Below are 19,570 nucleotides of genomic sequence, written 5' to 3' on the forward strand. Positions count from 1 at the left end.
GCAAGTGATAAAAAACCTTTTAAAGTTTTTGCGAGCGACTTTGATCAAAACGGAACCAATGATATTTTTCTGGCGAAAGACTACAAAGGCAGACAAGTACCGATCAGGGGGTTACAGTGTAGCTCAGAACAGCTACCCGGATTGGATAGAAAATTTCAAACCTTTGCTCAGTTTTCCAAGTCCAACCTAAGACAAATTATAGGTGAAGGCATTGATAATGCCCTACAGCTTAATGCTTATGAATTTGCTTCGGTAATTGTTAGTTTCAATGATGGTAATGCCAAGCTCACTCCTTTACCCTACCCAGCACAATTTTCTAGTATTAATGGCTTTGTTACAGGGGATTTCAATGCTGACGGAGTAACGGATATTGCTTTGGCAGGAAACAAATTCGAATCTGAAATTGAGACCACACGAGCTGATGCTTCAATCGGGTTGATACTCTTGGGCACAAAAGAGGGACACTTTACACCCCAAAATAGATTAACAAGCGGATTTTTCGCCCCAAACAACGTAAAAGCATTAAAGTCCATAAACTTCGCAAATGGCAAAATTGGACTGCTAGTAGGCAATAACGATGACGAGATACAGCTATTTAAAAATTAATGTAATATGAAATTTACAAGGACACCAATACTATTTATCACTTTTATTTTCTGCTCAATTTTATCTGCCCAAACCCCTGAACCTCCTGAGGGTTTTAAATGGGTGATAAATGAAAATTTTACCGATGAATTTGAAGGCAATGCATTGGATACCGGTAAATGGCATGCAAGATCCCCATATTGGGTAGATGGAAGACCTCCTGCTACATTTAGGGATTATTCCGTTTCTGTAAAAAATGGTAATCTGCAAATAAAAAATTCAGTTTTAAAAAACGATGAAAAATATACTATTGCTGGCGGAGCCGTGGCTTCTGTGGCAAAAGATGCCCTATATGGCTATTTTGAGACCAGAATGAAAGCTTCCAGTATAAGTATGTCCTCTACATTTTGGCTAAAGAATAAACCCGATACTAAAGAATGCCCGTTTGAAGTGCAGGAATTGGATATTGTAGAAGTTGTTGGACAACAAAAAAAAGGTGGCGATTTTAGAACAAAATTAAGATCCAATACACATACCTTTTATACGGATTGCGATGGAACAAAAACAGTGAAGTCACAAAAAGGTGTAGTATCTGAATTCAATCCTCCAGCAGATGAAGCTTACCACGTATACGGATGCTGGTGGGTAGATGCCAATACTATTAAAATTTATTTGGATGGGGAATATAGAACTACCATGCATCCTAGCACCTTTTTTAGGGACACACCTTTCAACAGACCTATGTACATGCATCTGGTAACGGAAACCTACAATTGGGAAACTCCACCAACACCGGAAGAATTGGCAGACGATAGTAGAAACACCACCTATTATGATTGGGTAAGAGCTTACACTTTAATACCAAATTAATAAAAATATGTATCCATCATATCGTACAATTACCTTATTACTATTTCTTTTCACGGTAATTCTTAACGCACAAGAAAAGCCTAATGTAATCGTGGTTCTGGTGGACGATTTAGGTCTAGGCGATGTATCTTATTACAGAAAATTACATTCAGACAATATCATTGTAGAAACTCCCGCTTTAGATGCTTTAGCAGAAAATGGTACCGTTTTCACTAATGCACATGCTCCTGCAGCACTTTGTGCACCATCACGATATGCGATTATGACAGGAAACCACTGTTATAGAAGTGATGCACCGTGGGGAGTTTGGGGAAGTTATGAAAAAAGCCCTATTAAAGAAAACCAGCTAACACTTGCCAAATTAATGAAACAAGCGGGTTACCACACCGCCTTTTTTGGCAAATGGCATATTGGCGGCGATTTTCTTAGAAAAGATGATCCAAAAACTATTTATCGAGGTCCAAGAAACAAACCAGAATTAGATGTAGATATCAGAAAAATTGTAGGTGGCGGACCACGCTATCATGGATTTGATTATGCGCTTTCTTTCCAAGCCGGAATACAAGATGTACCCTATGCTATTTATGAGAATAGTATATTTAAACCTATTGCCAAAAATTCTAAGATCACTTTTATCACCCAAGCTAAAATGGATAAAATTGGTGTGAAATTGGATAAAGCCGAAGGTCTAGGCGATAGTCATTGGAACCCGACACATATGGGCCGTCTGCTTATTTACACCGCAAAAAACTATATTGAAGAAAACGCGAATAAAGACAAACCGTTCTTTATGTACTACTCTGCCCTAGCCGTTCATTTACCTCATACTCCTACCGATGAATTAAATGGAATGAAAATAGCCGGCACCACACCATCCAAACATTTAGACTTAGTCAAAGAATTGGATGTACAAATACAAATGCTGATCAATACCTTGAAAGAGCAAGGTATTTATGATGACACCATCATTATGCTAACTTCTGATAATGGTGGACTTTTAAGAAAAAACACCTTGAAATCCGGTCATCAACCCAGTGATATATATCGCGGTGGAAAAAATCAAGCTTATGAAGGTGGTAATCGCGTACCTTTTATCATTTCTTGGAACAACCATCTAAAACACCAGTTAAATGGCAGTCCGGTTTTAGGTCTTGACATTATGGCGACATTGGCAGATTTAACCCAAATAGATTTACCAGATGACCAAGCTTTAGATTCTTCAAGTTTTTTGCCTATGCTTAAAAATGAAACGGAAGTTTTAAATAGGACCATCTATTCCCAAAGCGGAACTAGTAAAGAGGTAATGCTTATAAAAGATAATTTTAAACTCATCATGCAGGTAGATAAAACGGATTTAAGTAATAATACCCAATTACCTATTGCACTGTTCGACCTTAAAAATAATCCTACTGAAACAGAAGAAGGAAATTTAATTTTAAACAAAGAATATCAATCTAAAATGAAAGAATTGTCAACACTTTACCATACCACACGAAAAAGCGGAAGACCTACAGCCTCCCGCTTTTTGAACAATTAGCACTTAAGCTATTTAAAACAAATTCTTCACTAATTTATTCCATTGGAATACGCCACTACCACAATACCCGTAATCATCAACGCCAGTCCTGCATATAGAAATCCTTTCGCTTTTGAAGAGGCATTGATCCATTCTTTGGTAATTAGACCGCTAACAATCGCCGTGGCCACTGAGGATGTATTAAAAATTGCATAACCTACGGTATTGCCCGAACTACCCAATTTAAAAGCGGCGTACGCAAATAATGCCGATGCGGCATAATGGAAAACTGCCATTATTAATATCAATATTACGTTTTTACCGAATGCCGGAGTCTTAAAGTTGCCCCAGGCATTGTTCTTACTTAATTGCCATAAGAAATATGCGGTCATCACAATACCCCCGCTTAAAAATATAGGGAACATTACCGCTACGGCAGTTATCCAATCTGCATTTCCTTGAGCTATACTTGCTTCATGTAAATAAGGTCTACCAGCCGCGTTAGCATAACTAAAACCAGTTGCCAATAAACCACCTACTATGGCAATCATAATACCGGTAACCATAGAACCTTTTTTATCACTGGTACCGGCTTCGTCCTTTTCCCTTAAAATACCTGCCCTACCATTTAAGATAACGCCGACCAACACAATAAAGATTCCAATTAAAATAAAGGTAAGTACATTGGTTGGCGGTAGACCGTCTTCTATAAAAGGTAATAATGAACCCACTAGAATTATGGTTCCTATAAAAATGGAAAAGCCTAATGAAAGCCCTATGTGATTAATTGCCTTGCTCCACATCATTACCCCTATTCCCCATAAAAAACTGGTAAGTCCCATCTTTACCCATATGTCCATAGGCATATTGCCGAATATTTCACCAAATCCGTTAATGAGCGTTAACGAGGCTATTATTGGTACAACGAACATTGTGAGCAGAAAAAACAAACTCCAAGTGTTCTCATATTTAAAGTCTTTGGTAAACTTTTCTGGCAGGGCATAAAGACCCAGCATTAATCCGGCAAAAATTGCCAACGATACTCCTTCTATCATCTTAGTTAATTTTTGGTTTAGTTAATTTTATGGTTACCAGCCAAATTTGAAAATGGTCGTACTTTGGTAGGTTTCGTCTTTATCTAGAATAGATTTAGGGGCATTGTCAATATTTGGTCCGTTCGGGTATCGGTGTGTCTCTAGGCACAATCCCCTAAATTTTCCATATTGCAAGCCTGTCTCCCTATTTAAATCGTCTGAAGTATACTTACCGGTGTAAAAAAGCATTCCTGGCTCGGTCGTATATACTTCCAAACTTCTACCGCTGTTTTCCTCTTTAATTTCAGCTACCTTACCTAGCTCAAAACCCTTTTCATCAAATAGGTAATAATGCTCAAAACCGTCTCCCATAGCGTCATGAACATCACCTATTTTCTTAGGTATTCTTAAATCGTCCGGCTTGCCTAATACTGAAATATTCTTGCCCGTTGCCGCTCCCGTATCGTCCCAAACTTGTTTTTTATCTGATGCTATTTTAACGGTGTGTTGCAAAACATCATTTTTAAATCCTGAAAGATTAAAGTAAGAATGATTGGTTATGGTAAACGGTGTACTCTGATCCGTAGTAGCTATATAATCTATCTGTAGTTCATTGGTATTGGATATGGTAAAAGTTACCCAGACAATTACATTGCCAGGAAAGCCTTCTTCTAAATGTACACTTTCCAATTTCATGGTAACCAATGCCTTGTTTTCATCATAGGTATCCACGGTCCAAATTTTCTTATCGAACCCTTTTTTGCCTCCGTGAAGATTATTATCACCAACTATTTTATTTAATTGATAATCAACACCTTCCAATGTAAATTTTGAATCTTTAATTTGAGAACAATATCTACCTACGGTACCTCCAAAGTATGGGGCGTTACTAGTATATGCCGGTGAAAAGTAACTATCTAAATCATCAAATCCGCACACGATTTCATCTATATTCCCTTCTTTATCCGGTACTTTAATAGAGGTTATGGTGGCTCCATAGTTTGAAATTTTAATTTCTACCCCATGGTCATTTCTCAATGTAACCAACTGTATTTCATTATCCTCAATAGTTCCAAAATGTTCTACGTTTGTTTTCATGTACTGTGTTAGTCTTTATTCATTTTTATTTTTGGAGCACTGTACGCATCCATTCTTTCTGCGGCCTTTCCTTCAAACTTGCGCTGTAGTTGCCATTTAGGTCGTTCTAGGCCTAGCTCCCACTGAAATAGCTTTTTGTACATTACCCTAACTCTTTTTGGATATTGCAATGCCAAATCATATTCCTCGGCAGTATCTTTTGATACATCGTAGAGCTCTGCAGGTCTATCTGGATATCTAATTAATTTCCAGTCCAATTCTCTGATAGCAGCCCTAGTTTCCTTTTTCCAATACAAAGTTTCATGTGGGCGACCACTCTTATTTTTTTTCAAAAAAGGCAAAATATCAACTCCGTCCAACCCCTTTAAACCAGCTGCTTCAACACCGGCAATTGTGCTGAATGTTGGGTACATATCCAGCAAAGAAATAGGATAATCGTATGTTGTATTGCCCTGTAAAATTCCCTTCCAAGAAATTAAAAACGGAACCCTAACACCACCTTCTAAATGATTTGCCTTGGTGCCACTTAAGGGTTTATTCAATGACGCATTGGCATCACTTGGTCCTCCATTATCATTGGTAAATACAATGATTGTATTATCCAATAAATCTAGCTTCTTCAATTGATCATACACCTTACCGCATGCCCGATCCATGGCCAAGGTCATTGCTGCCAGTTGTTTTCGCTTTCCGGTTAAATTTGGAAATTGATCCAAATCTTCCGTTGTTGCCTGCATTGGCGTATGCACGGCATTAAAGGACAGATATATAAAAAATGGACGGTCTTTGTTTTGAGCTATAAATTGATTGGTTCTATCTGCCAGTACATCCGTTAAATATCCATTGTGCTCTAGATAATTACCAAAACCCTGCTCTAATCTGTTTTCGTTCTTATCGATTTTATTGGTTTCATCATAGGGCATAAAACTTCGAGCCCCTCCCCTAAATCCGTAAAACTCATCAAAACCTCTATTGGTGGGGTGAAACCTATCTGCGTTGCCCATGTGCCACTTGCCAAAAATGGCGGTAGTATAACCCTGTTGCCTTAATTCATCGGCAATGGTTCTTTGATCTAACGGTAAGCCCATATCATCACCTGTTACTCCAGAAGTACTCATATAACCCGGTACATTGTTTTCCTCAAAACCAAAGCGCTGTTGGTACTTACCTGTTAAAAAACCTGCTCTTGACGGACCGCAAACGGCAGCACTTACATAGGCTTGAGTGCAACGAACGCTCTCTTTGGCAAACTCATCTAAATATGGGGTCTTGAACTCTTTACTTCCTTGAAAACCAAAATCTGCATAACCGGCATCATCGGCAAGGATAAAAACGATATTGGGTTTGTTCTGCGCTGAACACCATTGCCCAACAAATAGAAATACCAATAGAATGAGCTTGTATCCATGAATCGCTAATTCTTTATTAAAACCGTTACGGATTTTTACTACCATATAAAGTAAATAGATTCTAATATTTCTCTTTTTTACGAGAGGTAAAACGCATTATACTTTGATAGTCCCTACTATTATATACATGTGTTAACCCCCACTTTAAAACCTCTGTAGGTTCTTTTTCACTATCTACCGCCCTGTTTAAACCTATAGCGTGCGGCGGACTTGGAATTGACGCCATGATGTTGAAGTTTACGCCGTCTTCCGCCCATTGAATAGTATTTTTCTCGGGTCCGTCCGTTGTGATCAGAGAGGCAATTCCTCCGTTGTACGGCCATACACAAATTTCATGTCCGCTATTACTAATTGGATTATATGGAGATTTCACATATGGTCCTTTTGGATTATCGGCAATGGCGACGCCGTGTCTTATTTGACGTCCTCCAAATGTAATTTCCTCGCCCATTTGCTCACCTTTATAATACAGGTAGAACTTACCCTTAAAAGGAAGAATACAAGGGTCATGAACTTTATGGCTATCAAAGTCTCCCTTTTTCTTAACCGAAAAGCGATCATTAGGATCATCACCTTCCCAAATACCATTGTCCGCAGGACTCAAAATAGGTTCTTTGCTCTTGATCCAAGGACCATTAGGAGATGTTGACCAAGCCAAACCTATTTGGTTCTTAACTCTTTTATTGTACGGTGATTTTACAGTTTGATAGGTTAAGTAATACATATCTTCATGCTTCATAATCTCTACCGTAAAAACAGATCGATCATCATAGGCGCCCTTTTCTCCTCTTGCAATTGCAATTCCCTCTTCTTTCCAAGTAATACCATCTTTAGAAGTTGCATACCAGATATCACAACGATCCCAAGGAAATACTTTTTCGTTTTCTAGATTGCCATCAAAACCTTGCGTAGGTCCAACACCTTTAGAGTACCAAACGTAGTATTTACCATCTTCTTTGATCATGGCACTTGGGTCTCTTCTAATCACCCCTTCTTCATATGCCAAATCGCCTTTTAATGGTTCTAGTTGATTAAATTCTAAAAACCACTCGTTTCCTAAATCGGTTGGCCAAGCTAATGCTCTTTTTGAAGCCGCACTTAAATGCTCAACATCCGTTATACCCAAGTGGTCAATTTGCTCTTGTGTAATAGTCGAATTATCTTCTTCGCCCGTATTACTTTCAGTTGATTTTATAGCTTTTTCTTGGCAACTTATAAATACCAATACAACAGAAATACCTAGTAAAGTTTTAATTATTCTCATTTCTGATATAAATATTTAGATTTAATTAAATTTTTTAGCGAAATTTTTACGTACCCTATAAAGATGGAATTTAAAATACCTTTCTTAAAGCCCATTATTTCACAACTAGACATTAACTGAACAAATAACTAATACATTCAACAGCAATGAGTTAAACAATACAACACCCAGCCTTAATGTATTATAATACACTACCCGTTTATGATAATTCTCTATTCTATCTTATTAATAAACCATATCAAATTTTATTGATATAGATGTAATAGACTCCGTAGGTTTCTGTAGCAGAAATAAAGTCCGCTACCATAAACGTTTTACCTTTTTCCAAGAACATCTTAAAATCTATTGACTGGTCATTTGGGTTAATAGTCTTTTCAAAAATTTGATTGGCTATCCGTAATCTTACCTTATCCGGAGAAATAGACACATACTCAAAATTTGATTTAGGAAATTTACTTGGCACCCCTAGAATAGGTCCAGGTACTTCTTTGGACCAGCGCATGCATGAAATAGTATACATACCTTCTTTTGCAACCTCTATAGCATGTGTGTTATTTTTATTTTTTACACCCCTAGCCACTTGTTCGGTTTTCCAAATACCGTTATCGTCACCAATGGCGTGCTGAATAGTTAATTTTATTTCTTTTTGATGTTCCGTGCCTATAATAGCTACCGGTATTTCATTAATTACATCATTACCTAAAGCCGATGTATAAAAGGTTGCATTCTCACTTTGTAAATCTTTAACCAATTGCGGATGTTCTTTTGCTATGTTTTTCTTTTGCTTGGGGTCAGTAACTACATTGTAAAGCTTTTTGCCCTGTAGTAATCGCCATTCGTTACGTAAAACAAGTCCGTCAGATTCTTGTCTGGGCGGTCTCCAGTCTTGCCGATTATGCAGGAATAGCGTTCGATCTTTTAAAATTGCATCTGTATTTTTTAATACGGGAGAAAAATCTACCCCCTCTAAACTCAATGTATCGGGCGTATCTAGTTTACATAAACTTGACAGCATTGGTATAAGGTCTATGTGAGCCGACAACGTATTGTTGTCTTTACCCCCATTAATTCCTGCTTCAGGATATCGAATAAAAAACGGAACCCTATGTCCGCCTTCTTGTTTGCTACCTTTTATTCCACTAAAGCCTTTATTATAGCCTAAATTATCAGCTTCCTGATACCCGTAGCGTGTACCGTTATCTGACATGAAAATGACAATCGTATTCTTTTCTAATTTTTCCGCTTTTAAAAATTTGGTCAGCTTGCCAAAATTATGGTCAATATTGGCTATCATTCCATAAAGATTAGCACTAACTATTTCCTTGCCTTCTAAATGTTTGTACGGGGCAGCATATTTTTCATCCACATATAACGGATCATGAGGCGCATTCAATGGCAAATACACAAAAAACGGTTGGTCCTTATTGTTCTTAATAAAGTTTATGGACTCATTGAACCAAACATCGGTACAGTACCCTTTAAATTGTTTAGGTTGATTATTTACATAGTATACATCATCAAAATAATCGTTTCCCCAATAATCGGACAATTCACCGATACCACCTGCCAAATGATGAATAGCCGTGTCAAAACCAGAATCGGTTGGTCTGTTGGGATAATTGTCCCCTAAATGCCATTTTCCGAACAAAGCGGTTTTGTAGCCATTTTTCTTAAATACATCTGCCATGGTCACCGGATCGGAAAGGGCATCTCTACCTTTGTATGTTGCCCACGCCCCATTGCTTATTGGATACTTACCGGTCATTATTGCGGCTCTAGTGGGCGTGCATAACGGAGACACATGAAAATTGGTCATTCTTACGGCATCATTATAAAAAGCATCAATTTCGGGTGTTTTTAACCACTTATTGCCATGCGCACCCAAATCACCAATACCTTGGTCATCGGTTAGTACCAAAATAACATTTGGCCTTGACTGTGATTGCAAGGAAAATATACAGCCAAGACCTATACAGTATAGACCTATTAGCATCTTTTTGATAGTAAAGACCGAATATTTCATCATCGAAAAAATTAATCTATATGCGCCTCTACATCTCCACCAATATTATTTTCTTTGTAACCTTCTAAAGTAATTTTAAAAGCATGGGCATATTCCGTAGGAAAAGAGGATGGTTTTTGAATGACCAAACCTTTCTCATTGCGCTCCCATTTTAAATTCTCGGCACTACCAATTAGTTGCACCTCTAGAATAGCTGAATTCAATGCTCCAATATCAGTAGACAACGTTTTCATGATTACATCGCCTTTGGGCTCGTCTAATACAATGGCAAAAAATTCTTTATCGCCTTTCTTGGTATATCTTATGTCGTTCTCATTGTATTCTATTTTTAGCTTCTCTTCTACTTTATGACCACCTTCTGGCAATCTAGTGGGCCCTTCACCAAAAACGGTCCATGGACGTGTATCATAAATTGCCTCGCCGTTAATTTCTAACCAAGCTCCCATATCTGTCAATAATTTTTGCATTTCCGGTGGAATGCTACCATCTGGGTTTGGTGGTACGTTCAACAACATTAATCCGTTTTTTGCCACAATATCCGCAAGTATATCTATAAGCTCATTGGCTGTTTTAAATTTGGCATTGGGTCTATAGAACCACGCTCCCGGTGAAGTATCTGTTAGCCATGCATTCTGTTTGGGTTGATTTGGCCTACCGCGTTCATAATCCTTGATAGCAACATCTTCGTTAAAGGTTGCTTCTTTATAACAAACGGCTACTTCCTTACCCCACTCCTTACCTTTGTTATAGTAGTAAGCCAAAAATTTAAGTCGGTCTTCTTCCGGTAGATTCTCTAACCACCAATCGAACCAAATAATATCCGGTTGGTAATTATCAATATATTCCTTTAAGGCGGCCCACCATGCTGTCCTAAAAGCTTCATCTGGAGTGTCATTATCCAAACTATGTGGGTTGGTATACAAATCATAATCTTTAGGATCAATGTTACCGTGTGCGTGTGCAGGACCAAAATATTTCCAGGTAAATGCATGGTGAAAAGATCCTATAAATCGCATGCCTTTTTCATTTATCTCCTTTTTTAGTGCTGCAGATGGGTCAATACCTCCATAATTCATAGCATTCCATCGGGTTACCTTGCTATCCCACATCGCAAAATTATCATGGTGCATGGCTACAGGACCGGCAAACCTTGCCCCCGATTTTGCAAATAAATCTGCCCACTCCTTGGCGTCAAAAGCTGTTGGAGAAAAATCTTCTATGATTTCTATATATCCTTTTTTTGATGGTTTACCGTATTTCTTTTTATGATGGAGGTAATTGTTACTGGGTTTACCGTTTTTGGTTTCAACTATTTTACCATCATTATACATCATCATACCATGCCAACCTGCATAATGCTTGCTTGGTTCGGTTCCCTTAAAAGCACTTGATACCGGACCCCAATGTGCATAAATACCCAATTTGGCATCTAAAAACCAATCTGGCGTTGCATTTACCCTGGCTATAGACTCCCAAGTTTCTGCATATTTATCGTTTTGGCCATATATATGTGATTGATAGCTTGCTCCTAATACTACAGCAATAATCCCTAGTTTTTTACCGATGTCTTTTATCATTTGAAATAGATTTAATCCTATGAACAATTAATTTCCTGTACCAGTCTAGCTATGAGACCTTAGCACTGATAACTAACTGATAGGTCTATAACAAGATTAGGATGATTTGCCCGAAACCAGCACTACATATGACCCATTTAGGAATATAAATGGTTCTAAAAGACGATTATTAAGCTATTTAATCTTTAAAATAAGGTTGTTACGGTCTAAAATAGTTTTATCATCGTCTTGTACAGGTTGTAATTTGGCAAGTAAGCGATATTCTGTATCTGCATTCAACGTGTTGCTCAACTTTAATTCATGGCTAAAATGACCATAACCAGCAAGCAACTGTACCTTATCCGTAGCTATTTTTTCATCGGCCGTATTATAGACTTCCAAAACCAATTGCCTTGGTTCGTTTGCTTTATAGGAAATCGGAATTTCCAAGTTAGACTCCTTGTCTAAGATAATTTCCGTAGTATCAAAAATGACGCTTTCATCATACAATTGTAATTCCTTTTCTAAAGAAATATGAGATATCTTCTTTGAAATATCCTCTAATTTATACGCGCGGACCCAATCATAATAAACTACGTTTTTACTTGGATTGGACAACTCTTTTTCGTTTGGAAGTTCTATCCAAGGAAAAGGATAGGTTTCAGATACCAAACGCATGTACATGGGTTGATCAAATGGTTTTTCCTTTACCTTATCATAGAATTTTTGATGTTTTGGTTCTCTATGGTCATAATAGTAACTAGCGGAACTTTCATTACGCCACCAACCACCAAATACATGAAAATTTTCTGAGCTTACCTCGTTATCTTCAAATCTTACCTGAGCAGCCCTGCGATCATGTCGCTCGCCTTCGCAATCAGTATACCAAAAGTGGCTGTTGGAGTGCATTCCACTTGCAAAATAGCTACCACTGTAATCGCCTGATCTACCAACCGATTCATGAATATCCCATTCTAGACCATATTTATCACAACCGTTAGGTCCTTTAAAACTACCTACGGTAGAAAACCAAAATGTAGTAGACATGGTAGTTGCCGCGGCTTTTGCCCTTGTTTCAAAATACCCGAACTGTGTTTTCTTCTTGGAAACTACCGCAGCACCGGCAATTGAAAATGTTCTGTTGCTGCCATAGGCATTTATTGTGGTGTCCTTTTTCATCATTTCGCCTTTCAACTGTAAGTAACCATCACCAACGGATACTTGCGATTTCATGAATAGTCCCGGTTCTCTTCCTATCCAAGTAGGGTGATGATCCAACCATTTTGTAGTATCTAACGCTGTACCATTAAATTCATCTGAAAAATCCGGGTTCATGACCCATCTTTTACCTAGTGGCGGTTTTGGCGGTCCAACCCGTACATCTTCGTTTTCTGGACTATAACGTTGCCCATGCACTTCACCAATAAATAGAAAGAGCATGCAACACGAGATAATACATTGTATACTATTTCCCGACTTTCTACTGATTATTTGTTCCATTCTTGCAATTCTATTCCGTTTAACCAAATTCCTTTTCCTGCTGTTCCTTGAATATTAACTTTTGCAGTACCATCATCTTGAACATTAAATAGGATCGTACTTTTACCTGGTTCTTGAAACTGCATCATTTTACCTTCCGTGACTTTAACTTCTTTGGTATTCTCCCCTGCCGATATGGTTAATTTGCGTTCGTAGGGAATATTCAAAATTCGTATTTCTTTCAACTTATCCTTATTGGGATCCATTTCATCAGAATTACTTTGTGGTGCATGGTGGTACGTGGTCAACTTGTATTTTCCCTTTGGTAGTCCCTTGAAGTTAATACTTAACCCATTTTCATCTATACCAAGGACACCATCGCCATACACAAATCCGTATTTACCTATAACGTTCATTTCACCTAACCAGCGCAGAACACCATCAGTGCTGTTTGTTGCCAGTTTTACTTCGGCGTTATTGAAAATGGGTAGCTTATAGCTACTTTTTTCCTCGTCCTTACCATGCCAAAAATCCCATCCGAATTGAACCAACTGGTCATGGGCACCCATGTCTATTTTAACTTTCTTAAAATCATAAATAGCTTTTGCATTCGTTGCCAAAACATTTGGTTCATAGGCTGTTAATTGCACATTTGCATTGGCAGATTTTAAACCTTTGGCACTTGCCGTAATTTTGATCTCACCTGCCGTAGTACCTGCTCTAATCAATGCTGGTGCAATACCATACTCCGTGAACATAGGGTTGGCATTGATATTTGCATTATTACCTATCACCATGGCATTCTTACTTACAGAAAAAGTAACCTTACCATTGTACTCTTTAATTGCGGTGCCGTTCTTATCTACAGCAGTAGCGTAGGCCATAAGAATATCAGCACCATCTGCAGTAAACTTTCTACCTACGGTATCTACCATTAATTCTAAGGCATGGGGTTTTCCCGGAGTTTTATGAACTACTTCTTTGGTTTTTCCATCTTTAAAAATCGCTTTGGCCTTAACCTCTCCATCGGCATATCTAAAATTTTTAAATATAAAGGGCGCATGGTGTAAACCATTATAAATAGTATCTTTTGAGGAGGTTTGGGTAGCTACCGTTTTACCGTTTACACTTAATTCTACGTTTTCTGCATTGCTATAGACCGTGATGGAATCCTGCCCTTTTTTCCAGTCTTCCAGCATATATATAAAAGGTTCTTTTCCTAGCTCTGCCTTATACCAATGTAACTCTGGTCTTGGATTTCTAAAAATGGTCATTCCGCCACTTCTTGTTCTGTCTATTTTGTTGGAAGCTTTATGGTGTGTTGGGTGAAAGGTATAATAGGCATGGGCCGTCCATGATATTAATCCTGTCATTAGGGAATCTTTTCTAAACGGTGCCAAGGCTTCTGGTCCATGATGCCCTTCCATAGCGAACATAGGTTCTGCACGGTCCCAGATAAATGGTCCGTAAAGCATATTTGCATTAATATCCGTTAGTCCAGATGTTTGCCATCCTGTCCACCGTGAACCCTGTGAGGCGGTAAGCCTTGTTGGATCTTCTTGTTTAGCGGTATTGTGTGCTACAGGCACGTACCCTCTGTGGTTGATTCCTCCTCCCCAAATTATTACGGAAGGGTGATTTCTATGATTGCGGATCATAGCGCGTTCCGATTGTTCAAAATTGTTCCACCACTCCTTATCCGTGCTCATCGATATCCACGACGGTGCTTCTTCATATACCAAAATACCCAGCTTATCACAGGCGTCTAAAATGGCATTATCTTGCGGGTAATGAGCGGTTCTCATAATGTTAAAACCGAACTCTTTAAACTGCAACATATCTTTATAATGTAGGGCATCTGGTACCGCATCGCCTATATATGGAAAGTGCTGATGCCTATTGAAACCCATAAGTTCTATTGGTTTGCCGTTAAGCATAAATCCACGATCGGGATTCAATTCAAACTTTCTAATGCCCAAATTGTTCTCCACGACATCTACAGATTTTCCATTTACCAAAACCTCTGTATTTATGCGATACAGGTAAGGATTATCTACATTCCACAATTGAACGTTATCCTCTAAACTACCTATTTGGTCAAACTCATAATTGCTATTTTGAGCAATTTTTGCATCATCGATCAACTTTAGCACCACCAGACCTTCAGCATCTATAACTCTTGTGATCACTGTCACATTTTCAGCTTTGCCGCTGGTATTTTTTACGACGGATTTAATATCTATGGTCGCATTTTTGTTCACCACATCTACCGTTGGCGTTGTTATGGTTACCCCTGCACGCCTAGCTTCCCAATTAAAACCAATATGCACCGGATGCTTTTCTACCAAATACACATCTCTATACAGACCACTAAATTTTACATAATCAAAAGGACCTGGATCTGGCGGAACCACCATGCTTCTTCTATTATCTGCCAAAACGGTTATTTGGTTTTCTTTTCCTTTATCCACATACCGCGTAATATCAAAATGAAATGGTGTATAACCACCTGTACCATGCTTACCAACATGTTTACCATTAACCCAAACATTGGTTACTTGATGTACCCCTTCAAATTCTAAAAACACTTTATTGTTGTTCTCTGGTACCATTATATTTCTTCTGTACCAACCTACATTTCTATGAAACTTAAGCTGTGTTTTTTCATCTTGCAAACCATCTAAAGCCAAAGAGGTCAATGCCAAGGTATGTGGTACGTTCACGATTTCCCACGTGGTATCATCCGAATTTTTTTCAAAATACGCTGCATCAGGATTTCCTAAGTGAAATTTCCAACCTTGATTAATACTTATTTTGGTACGCTCAGTATCTGGATAGCCAAAAGGTAGTTCTTGAGAGAAAGCCTGTGCCGTTAATAATAGTATGAATAAAAGACTATATAGGCTTTTGTTGATATTTTGTTCGGTCATTGCTGGTAAATTGTCTATTATTTTGGTTCTATGATTACACCACGTTCCGCTTCACTATCAGAGGTATACCGCAACACTTTTGGTGCCTCATTTCCTCTGGCAAAGGTTATTTTCTCTTTCCACACGGTTCTCAATTTTTCCAATACCGATGCATGTTCCGCCACCCCTGCTAAATTGGTAGTTTCATCTGGGTCATTTTCCAGATCGAACAGTTCTTCATAGACTGCTTTTTCGCCCTGTAATGGTCCCTCTACGAATGAGCGATACAGGGCGATATCCGGATCATGGACTTTATATAACATCGCCGTCATCTTAATGCCCATTTGCTTTGCTGTCTCAATCTTTTTTTGTGCCGAAAAATTTTCGTTCTTGTAGTATCTAATATATTTCCAGCGCTTGTCTTTAACAGCTTCGCATCTAGGATTCCCAAACTGGGTAGACCATAAATTTTCTGTGTACAGATACTCTCTTACATCACTTACCTCTTGTGACAATAGTGGTGATAAATCGCTACCTTGATACGAATCCGGTACCGTAATACCTGCTTTTTTAAGTAAAGTTGGTGCAATATCTATGCTTTGTACCAGAGCGCTGGACTTTCTACCCCTATTCGCTTTTTTATCGCTTGGATCATAAATAATTAACGGTACATGCGTGGTTATTTCATAACAAAGGGCTTTACCACCAATACCAAATTGCCCCATGAACAGACCATGATCAGATGTAAAAACTATAATGGTATTCTTATTTAATTTTTGGGCTTTTAGCGTTTCCCTAAGTTGGCCCACCATACGGTCAATGCCTGTCATAGCTTGCAATCTTAATTGATATCTTGCCAGCAGACTATCTGGATGATCTACATAGTCATACCCCTCTTGTCTATCATCTGTTTTGTGAATTTCCGGTGGTAATTTAGGATGTACAATATCTTTTTTAGCAATGTAATTCTTAGGCAATTTTAAGTCTACATCGTCATACAAAGTTTTATAGATTTCATCATCGGTTTCTCGCTGTGCCATGGTAGATGCGCTGGCATCATGTGGTAAATTAAAGTTGACCGAAAGCACGAATGGTTTATCTTTTGGTCGCTGATTCAAAAACTTTTGTGCACCTTGTAATTTTTGCTCATTAGACAGGAAATCTGAAATTCCTTCGCTTATAATCTCAACCTGAGTATCATCTTTTGCATGCTTAAATATCTTATGTCTGTCTTTTGGGTAAAAGGTCAAATGACCGTGCCCGGCATACCAATAATCAAAGCTCTTATCCATTAAACCACTGGTATAACCACCATCACCAACAGGCAAATGGTTTTTACCTATCCACCCAGAATAATATCCGTTTTCACGAAGCACCATAGGATAGGTATTTTTCCACCCTTCCTCTGATATACTGGTACCCGAATTAAAATTTACACCATGTTTACGTTCAAACTGACTTGTTAAGATACTTGCTCTACTTGGTGTACAAATAGCACTGGTTATATGTGCATTGGTAAATAGTACCCCATCTTTTGCCAACATATCAATATTGGGAGTCTGTACTACTTCATTACCGGTACAGCCCATCATACCGTAAGATTGGTCATCGGTTAAAATGAAAATAAAATTAGGCTGTTCTTGTGCCTGTACCACTCTAAAGATCAGCGTAATAATCAAAACAGTCAGTGATCTGGCAAAACGGGTGTTTACATTCATATACTTAATTTTTTGGTCTAAGTGATTTTTCTCTAATCATTCTAAAATTCTTCTCCTCTTTAATGACATTTTCCGGATGCGGGTCTACCCAACCTGGTGCCACATTTTTGCTATCCCACGCTATGTATAAGGCTTTTAATTTTGTAATAATCTCAGGATGGTTTTCAGCAATATCATGACGTTCGAAGGGATCTTTTTCTAAATTGAAAAGCATAGTTTTGCCTTTGTAAGCGCTCTTGTACAATTTGTATTCTTGGTGTCTTACGGCATACTCAAATCCGCCAACGCTGCGCCAGTATAAAGTCTCATGCGGCTTTTCATTCTTTTGATCTAAAAATGGTAAAAGGTCTACGCCATCTAGCTGTTTTTCACCTTTAACATTACCCCCTGCCGCATTGAGTAGCGTAGGAAATAAATCTAAGGAACTTACAATCTCATCATAAGCTTCATTGGGTTTAATATGATTTTGCCAAACCATGAAGAACGGTACTTTTATACCGCCTTCAAACAACATTCCTTTATGTCCTCTATTTGGACCATTATTGGCATGCATGGTACGCCCGCCATTGTCGCTCAAGAATACCAAAATGGTATTCTCTTTTAACCCTTTTTCCTTTAAATAGGCATCAATTTTACCAACACCTGTATCTACCCCGTTTACTATGGCCGCATAAACACTTCTACCGCCATATTCTATATGCTTGGTCTTTTCTAAGTATTGCTCGGTTACGTGGTCTGGAGCATGTGGCGCATTGTACGCCAAGTAAACAAAAAACGGATCTTGCTTATTATTCTCTATAAATGAGATGGCTTCATTGGTGAAATCATCCGTTAAATAAGATAATTCGCTCTCCAGTACTTTATTTTCATTTCTGAATATGGTGCGCAATGGTCCATTGGATTCTCCCCAATAATTCATTGCACCGCCTGCAAAACCGAACCAATGGTCAAAACCTTGCCGAGGAGGGTGTAGATCAGCATGATCGCCTACATGCCACTTACCTATTGCGCTTGTAGCATAACCTTGCTCTTTTAAAGCTTCCGATATCATCTTTTCAGATAGTGGCGTACCTACAGATGCATCATTTTCACCATCATATGGCATATTACAATCATGCCCAAAACGTGCTTGATATCTACCGGTCAACAGCCCGGCCCTGGATGGACTGCAATACGGATGCGATACGTAGCCATTTTTGAAAATGACACCTTCTTTTGCCAAATTATCCAAATTTGGCGTGGGAATATCGGTGCTTCCATTAAACCCCACATCTAACCAACCTTGGTCATCGGTTAAGATTACAATTATATTCGGCTTATTACTTTTCGTCAAATTTTGGGCATTACAAGTAATACTCAAACAGCCAAGAAATAGTAAAATGCATAATTGAAAAGGTTTTATCATAATTGCGTTCTAAAGCTCAACACCAATAAAACTAAGGGTTAACTTTTTCTAGCCAAAACTTGTAAAACATGTGTTGCATGGTTTAGAACATTTGTTATTGCAATAGAAACTTACAACTGAAACGACTTCTGCTTAAACGAAAAAGCACCCTCTCGGGTGCTTCTAGCAAAATAAAACTAACAATTACCATTAATGTAATTCCAACTCAGGTACCGATGCATTATCGTTCCCTCTAATACGTTCATATACTGATTTTAGTTCTTGTAATTTTTCAGGATTTTCTGCCGCTACATTTGTTTGTTGACCTATATCATTTTTAAGATCATATAATTGGTAAGATTCATCATTACCCAATTCTATATTCACTTGAGTATTTATTGCTGCGCCCGAGTATGGCGGAATAAATGCCCAATCGCCTTTTCTAAGAGCGGTTCTACCACCGGCCTCTATGATTAGCTGATCTCTGCCTTTATCTGATTTCCCCAGAAATGTGCCGAGTAAATTTTGGCTATCAGGTAACTTAGACTCAGCTCCTGCTAGTTCGGCAAGAGATGCATATAAATCTATTTGGCAAACAAGTGCATCAGATGTTTTGGGTGTTATCTTTCCTTTCCAATAGACCGAAAATGGCACTCTTGTACCTGCTTCAAAAAGGCTATATTTTCCTCCTCTTAATCCCCCTGTCGGAGTATGTTCTCCCAACT

The 19,570-nt window shown here is 38.3% G+C and carries 13 protein-coding genes and 1 pseudogene; 3 read left to right on the forward strand and 11 right to left on the reverse strand.

The genetic code is table 11. From position 1 onward, the window contains the following. The 3 genes and pseudogenes from QZ657_RS10755 to QZ657_RS10765 form a co-directional block, all read left to right on the forward strand. Positions 1-606 (forward strand): annotated as a pseudogene (locus QZ657_RS10755) (hypothetical protein); the annotation flags it as partial. Between the two features lie 6 nt (positions 607-612). Beyond that, a complete protein-coding gene (locus tag QZ657_RS10760; protein WP_291966829.1) occupies positions 613-1,455 on the forward strand; it encodes a family 16 glycosylhydrolase in 843 nt (280 codons plus the stop codon). A gap of 7 nt (positions 1,456-1,462) precedes the next feature. Continuing rightward, on the forward strand, positions 1,463-2,992 hold the full coding sequence (locus tag QZ657_RS10765; RefSeq protein WP_291966831.1) for a sulfatase family protein: 1,530 nt from the start codon (positions 1,463-1,465) through the stop codon (positions 2,990-2,992). Between the two features lie 29 nt (positions 2,993-3,021). Here QZ657_RS10765 and QZ657_RS10770 read toward each other — a convergent pair whose 3' ends face one another. The 11 genes from QZ657_RS10770 to QZ657_RS10820 form a co-directional block, all read right to left on the reverse strand. Continuing rightward, positions 3,022-4,026: an L-rhamnose/proton symporter RhaT gene (locus tag QZ657_RS10770; RefSeq protein ID WP_291966833.1), complete on the reverse strand. Its 1,005-nt coding sequence runs from the start codon at positions 4,024-4,026 to the stop codon at positions 3,022-3,024. A 33-nt stretch (positions 4,027-4,059) separates the two neighbouring features. Further along, positions 4,060-5,103 carry an aldose epimerase family protein gene (locus QZ657_RS10775; RefSeq protein WP_291966834.1) on the reverse strand — a complete coding sequence of 348 codons (1,044 nt, stop codon included), beginning with the start codon at positions 5,101-5,103 and terminating at the stop codon, positions 4,060-4,062. An 8-nt stretch (positions 5,104-5,111) separates the two neighbouring features. After that, on the reverse strand, positions 5,112-6,557 hold the full coding sequence (locus QZ657_RS10780) for a sulfatase-like hydrolase/transferase (protein WP_291966836.1): 1,446 nt from the start codon (positions 6,555-6,557) through the stop codon (positions 5,112-5,114). A 16-nt stretch (positions 6,558-6,573) separates the two neighbouring features. Next, positions 6,574-7,776: a glycoside hydrolase family 117 protein gene (locus QZ657_RS10785; protein WP_291966838.1), complete on the reverse strand. Its 1,203-nt coding sequence runs from the start codon at positions 7,774-7,776 to the stop codon at positions 6,574-6,576. A gap of 238 nt (positions 7,777-8,014) precedes the next feature. Next, positions 8,015-9,802 carry an arylsulfatase gene (locus QZ657_RS10790; protein WP_291966840.1) on the reverse strand — a complete coding sequence of 596 codons (1,788 nt, stop codon included), beginning with the start codon at positions 9,800-9,802 and terminating at the stop codon, positions 8,015-8,017. Positions 9,803-9,810: 8 nt separating this feature from the next. Then, positions 9,811-11,376 carry an alpha-L-fucosidase gene (locus QZ657_RS10795; protein ID WP_291966842.1) on the reverse strand — a complete coding sequence of 522 codons (1,566 nt, stop codon included), beginning with the start codon at positions 11,374-11,376 and terminating at the stop codon, positions 9,811-9,813. A gap of 174 nt (positions 11,377-11,550) precedes the next feature. Next, positions 11,551-12,855 carry a family 16 glycosylhydrolase gene (locus QZ657_RS10800; RefSeq protein WP_291966844.1) on the reverse strand — a complete coding sequence of 435 codons (1,305 nt, stop codon included), beginning with the start codon at positions 12,853-12,855 and terminating at the stop codon, positions 11,551-11,553. Continuing rightward, positions 12,843-15,764, reverse strand: coding sequence for a glycoside hydrolase family 2 protein (locus QZ657_RS10805; RefSeq protein ID WP_291966845.1), 2,922 nt, complete (start codon positions 15,762-15,764; stop codon positions 12,843-12,845). Before QZ657_RS10805 ends, QZ657_RS10800 begins: the two co-directional genes overlap by 13 nt. Positions 15,765-15,781: 17 nt before the next feature. Continuing rightward, positions 15,782-17,461 (reverse strand): sulfatase-like hydrolase/transferase, encoded by a 1,680-nt coding sequence (locus QZ657_RS10810; protein WP_291966847.1) that lies wholly within the window; start codon positions 17,459-17,461, stop codon positions 15,782-15,784. Between the two features lie 4 nt (positions 17,462-17,465). Next, the gene (locus QZ657_RS10815) at positions 17,466-18,794 is read right to left on the reverse strand and encodes a sulfatase-like hydrolase/transferase (protein WP_291966849.1); all 1,329 of its coding nucleotides are present in this window, start codon (positions 18,792-18,794) and stop codon (positions 17,466-17,468) included. A 261-nt stretch (positions 18,795-19,055) separates the two neighbouring features. Continuing rightward, on the reverse strand, positions 19,056-19,570 hold a 515-nt coding region (locus QZ657_RS10820; RefSeq protein ID WP_291966851.1), incomplete at its 5' end, for a sulfatase.

The organism is Maribacter sp., from assembly GCA_020629415.1.
Lineage (GTDB): Bacteria > Bacteroidota > Bacteroidia > Flavobacteriales > Flavobacteriaceae > Maribacter > Maribacter huludaoensis.

Coding starts and splice junctions, on each gene's coding strand:
- QZ657_RS10775 (WP_291966834.1), bottom strand. CDS start 5,103: ATGAAAACAAACGTAGAACATTTTGGAACTATTGAGGATAATGAAATA.
- QZ657_RS10805 (WP_291966845.1), bottom strand. CDS start 15,764: ATGACCGAACAAAATATCAACAAAAGCCTATATAGTCTTTTATTCATA.
- QZ657_RS10770 (WP_291966833.1), bottom strand. CDS start 4,026: ATGATAGAAGGAGTATCGTTGGCAATTTTTGCCGGATTAATGCTGGGT.
- QZ657_RS10800 (WP_291966844.1), bottom strand. CDS start 12,855: ATGGAACAAATAATCAGTAGAAAGTCGGGAAATAGTATACAATGTATT.
- QZ657_RS10780 (WP_291966836.1), bottom strand. CDS start 6,557: ATGGTAGTAAAAATCCGTAACGGTTTTAATAAAGAATTAGCGATTCAT.
- QZ657_RS10765 (WP_291966831.1), top strand. CDS start 1,463: ATGTATCCATCATATCGTACAATTACCTTATTACTATTTCTTTTCACG.
- QZ657_RS10795 (WP_291966842.1), bottom strand. CDS start 11,376: ATGATAAAAGACATCGGTAAAAAACTAGGGATTATTGCTGTAGTATTA.
- QZ657_RS10760 (WP_291966829.1), top strand. CDS start 613: ATGAAATTTACAAGGACACCAATACTATTTATCACTTTTATTTTCTGC.
- QZ657_RS10785 (WP_291966838.1), bottom strand. CDS start 7,776: ATGAGAATAATTAAAACTTTACTAGGTATTTCTGTTGTATTGGTATTT.
- QZ657_RS10810 (WP_291966847.1), bottom strand. CDS start 17,461: ATGAATGTAAACACCCGTTTTGCCAGATCACTGACTGTTTTGATTATT.
- QZ657_RS10790 (WP_291966840.1), bottom strand. CDS start 9,802: ATGATGAAATATTCGGTCTTTACTATCAAAAAGATGCTAATAGGTCTA.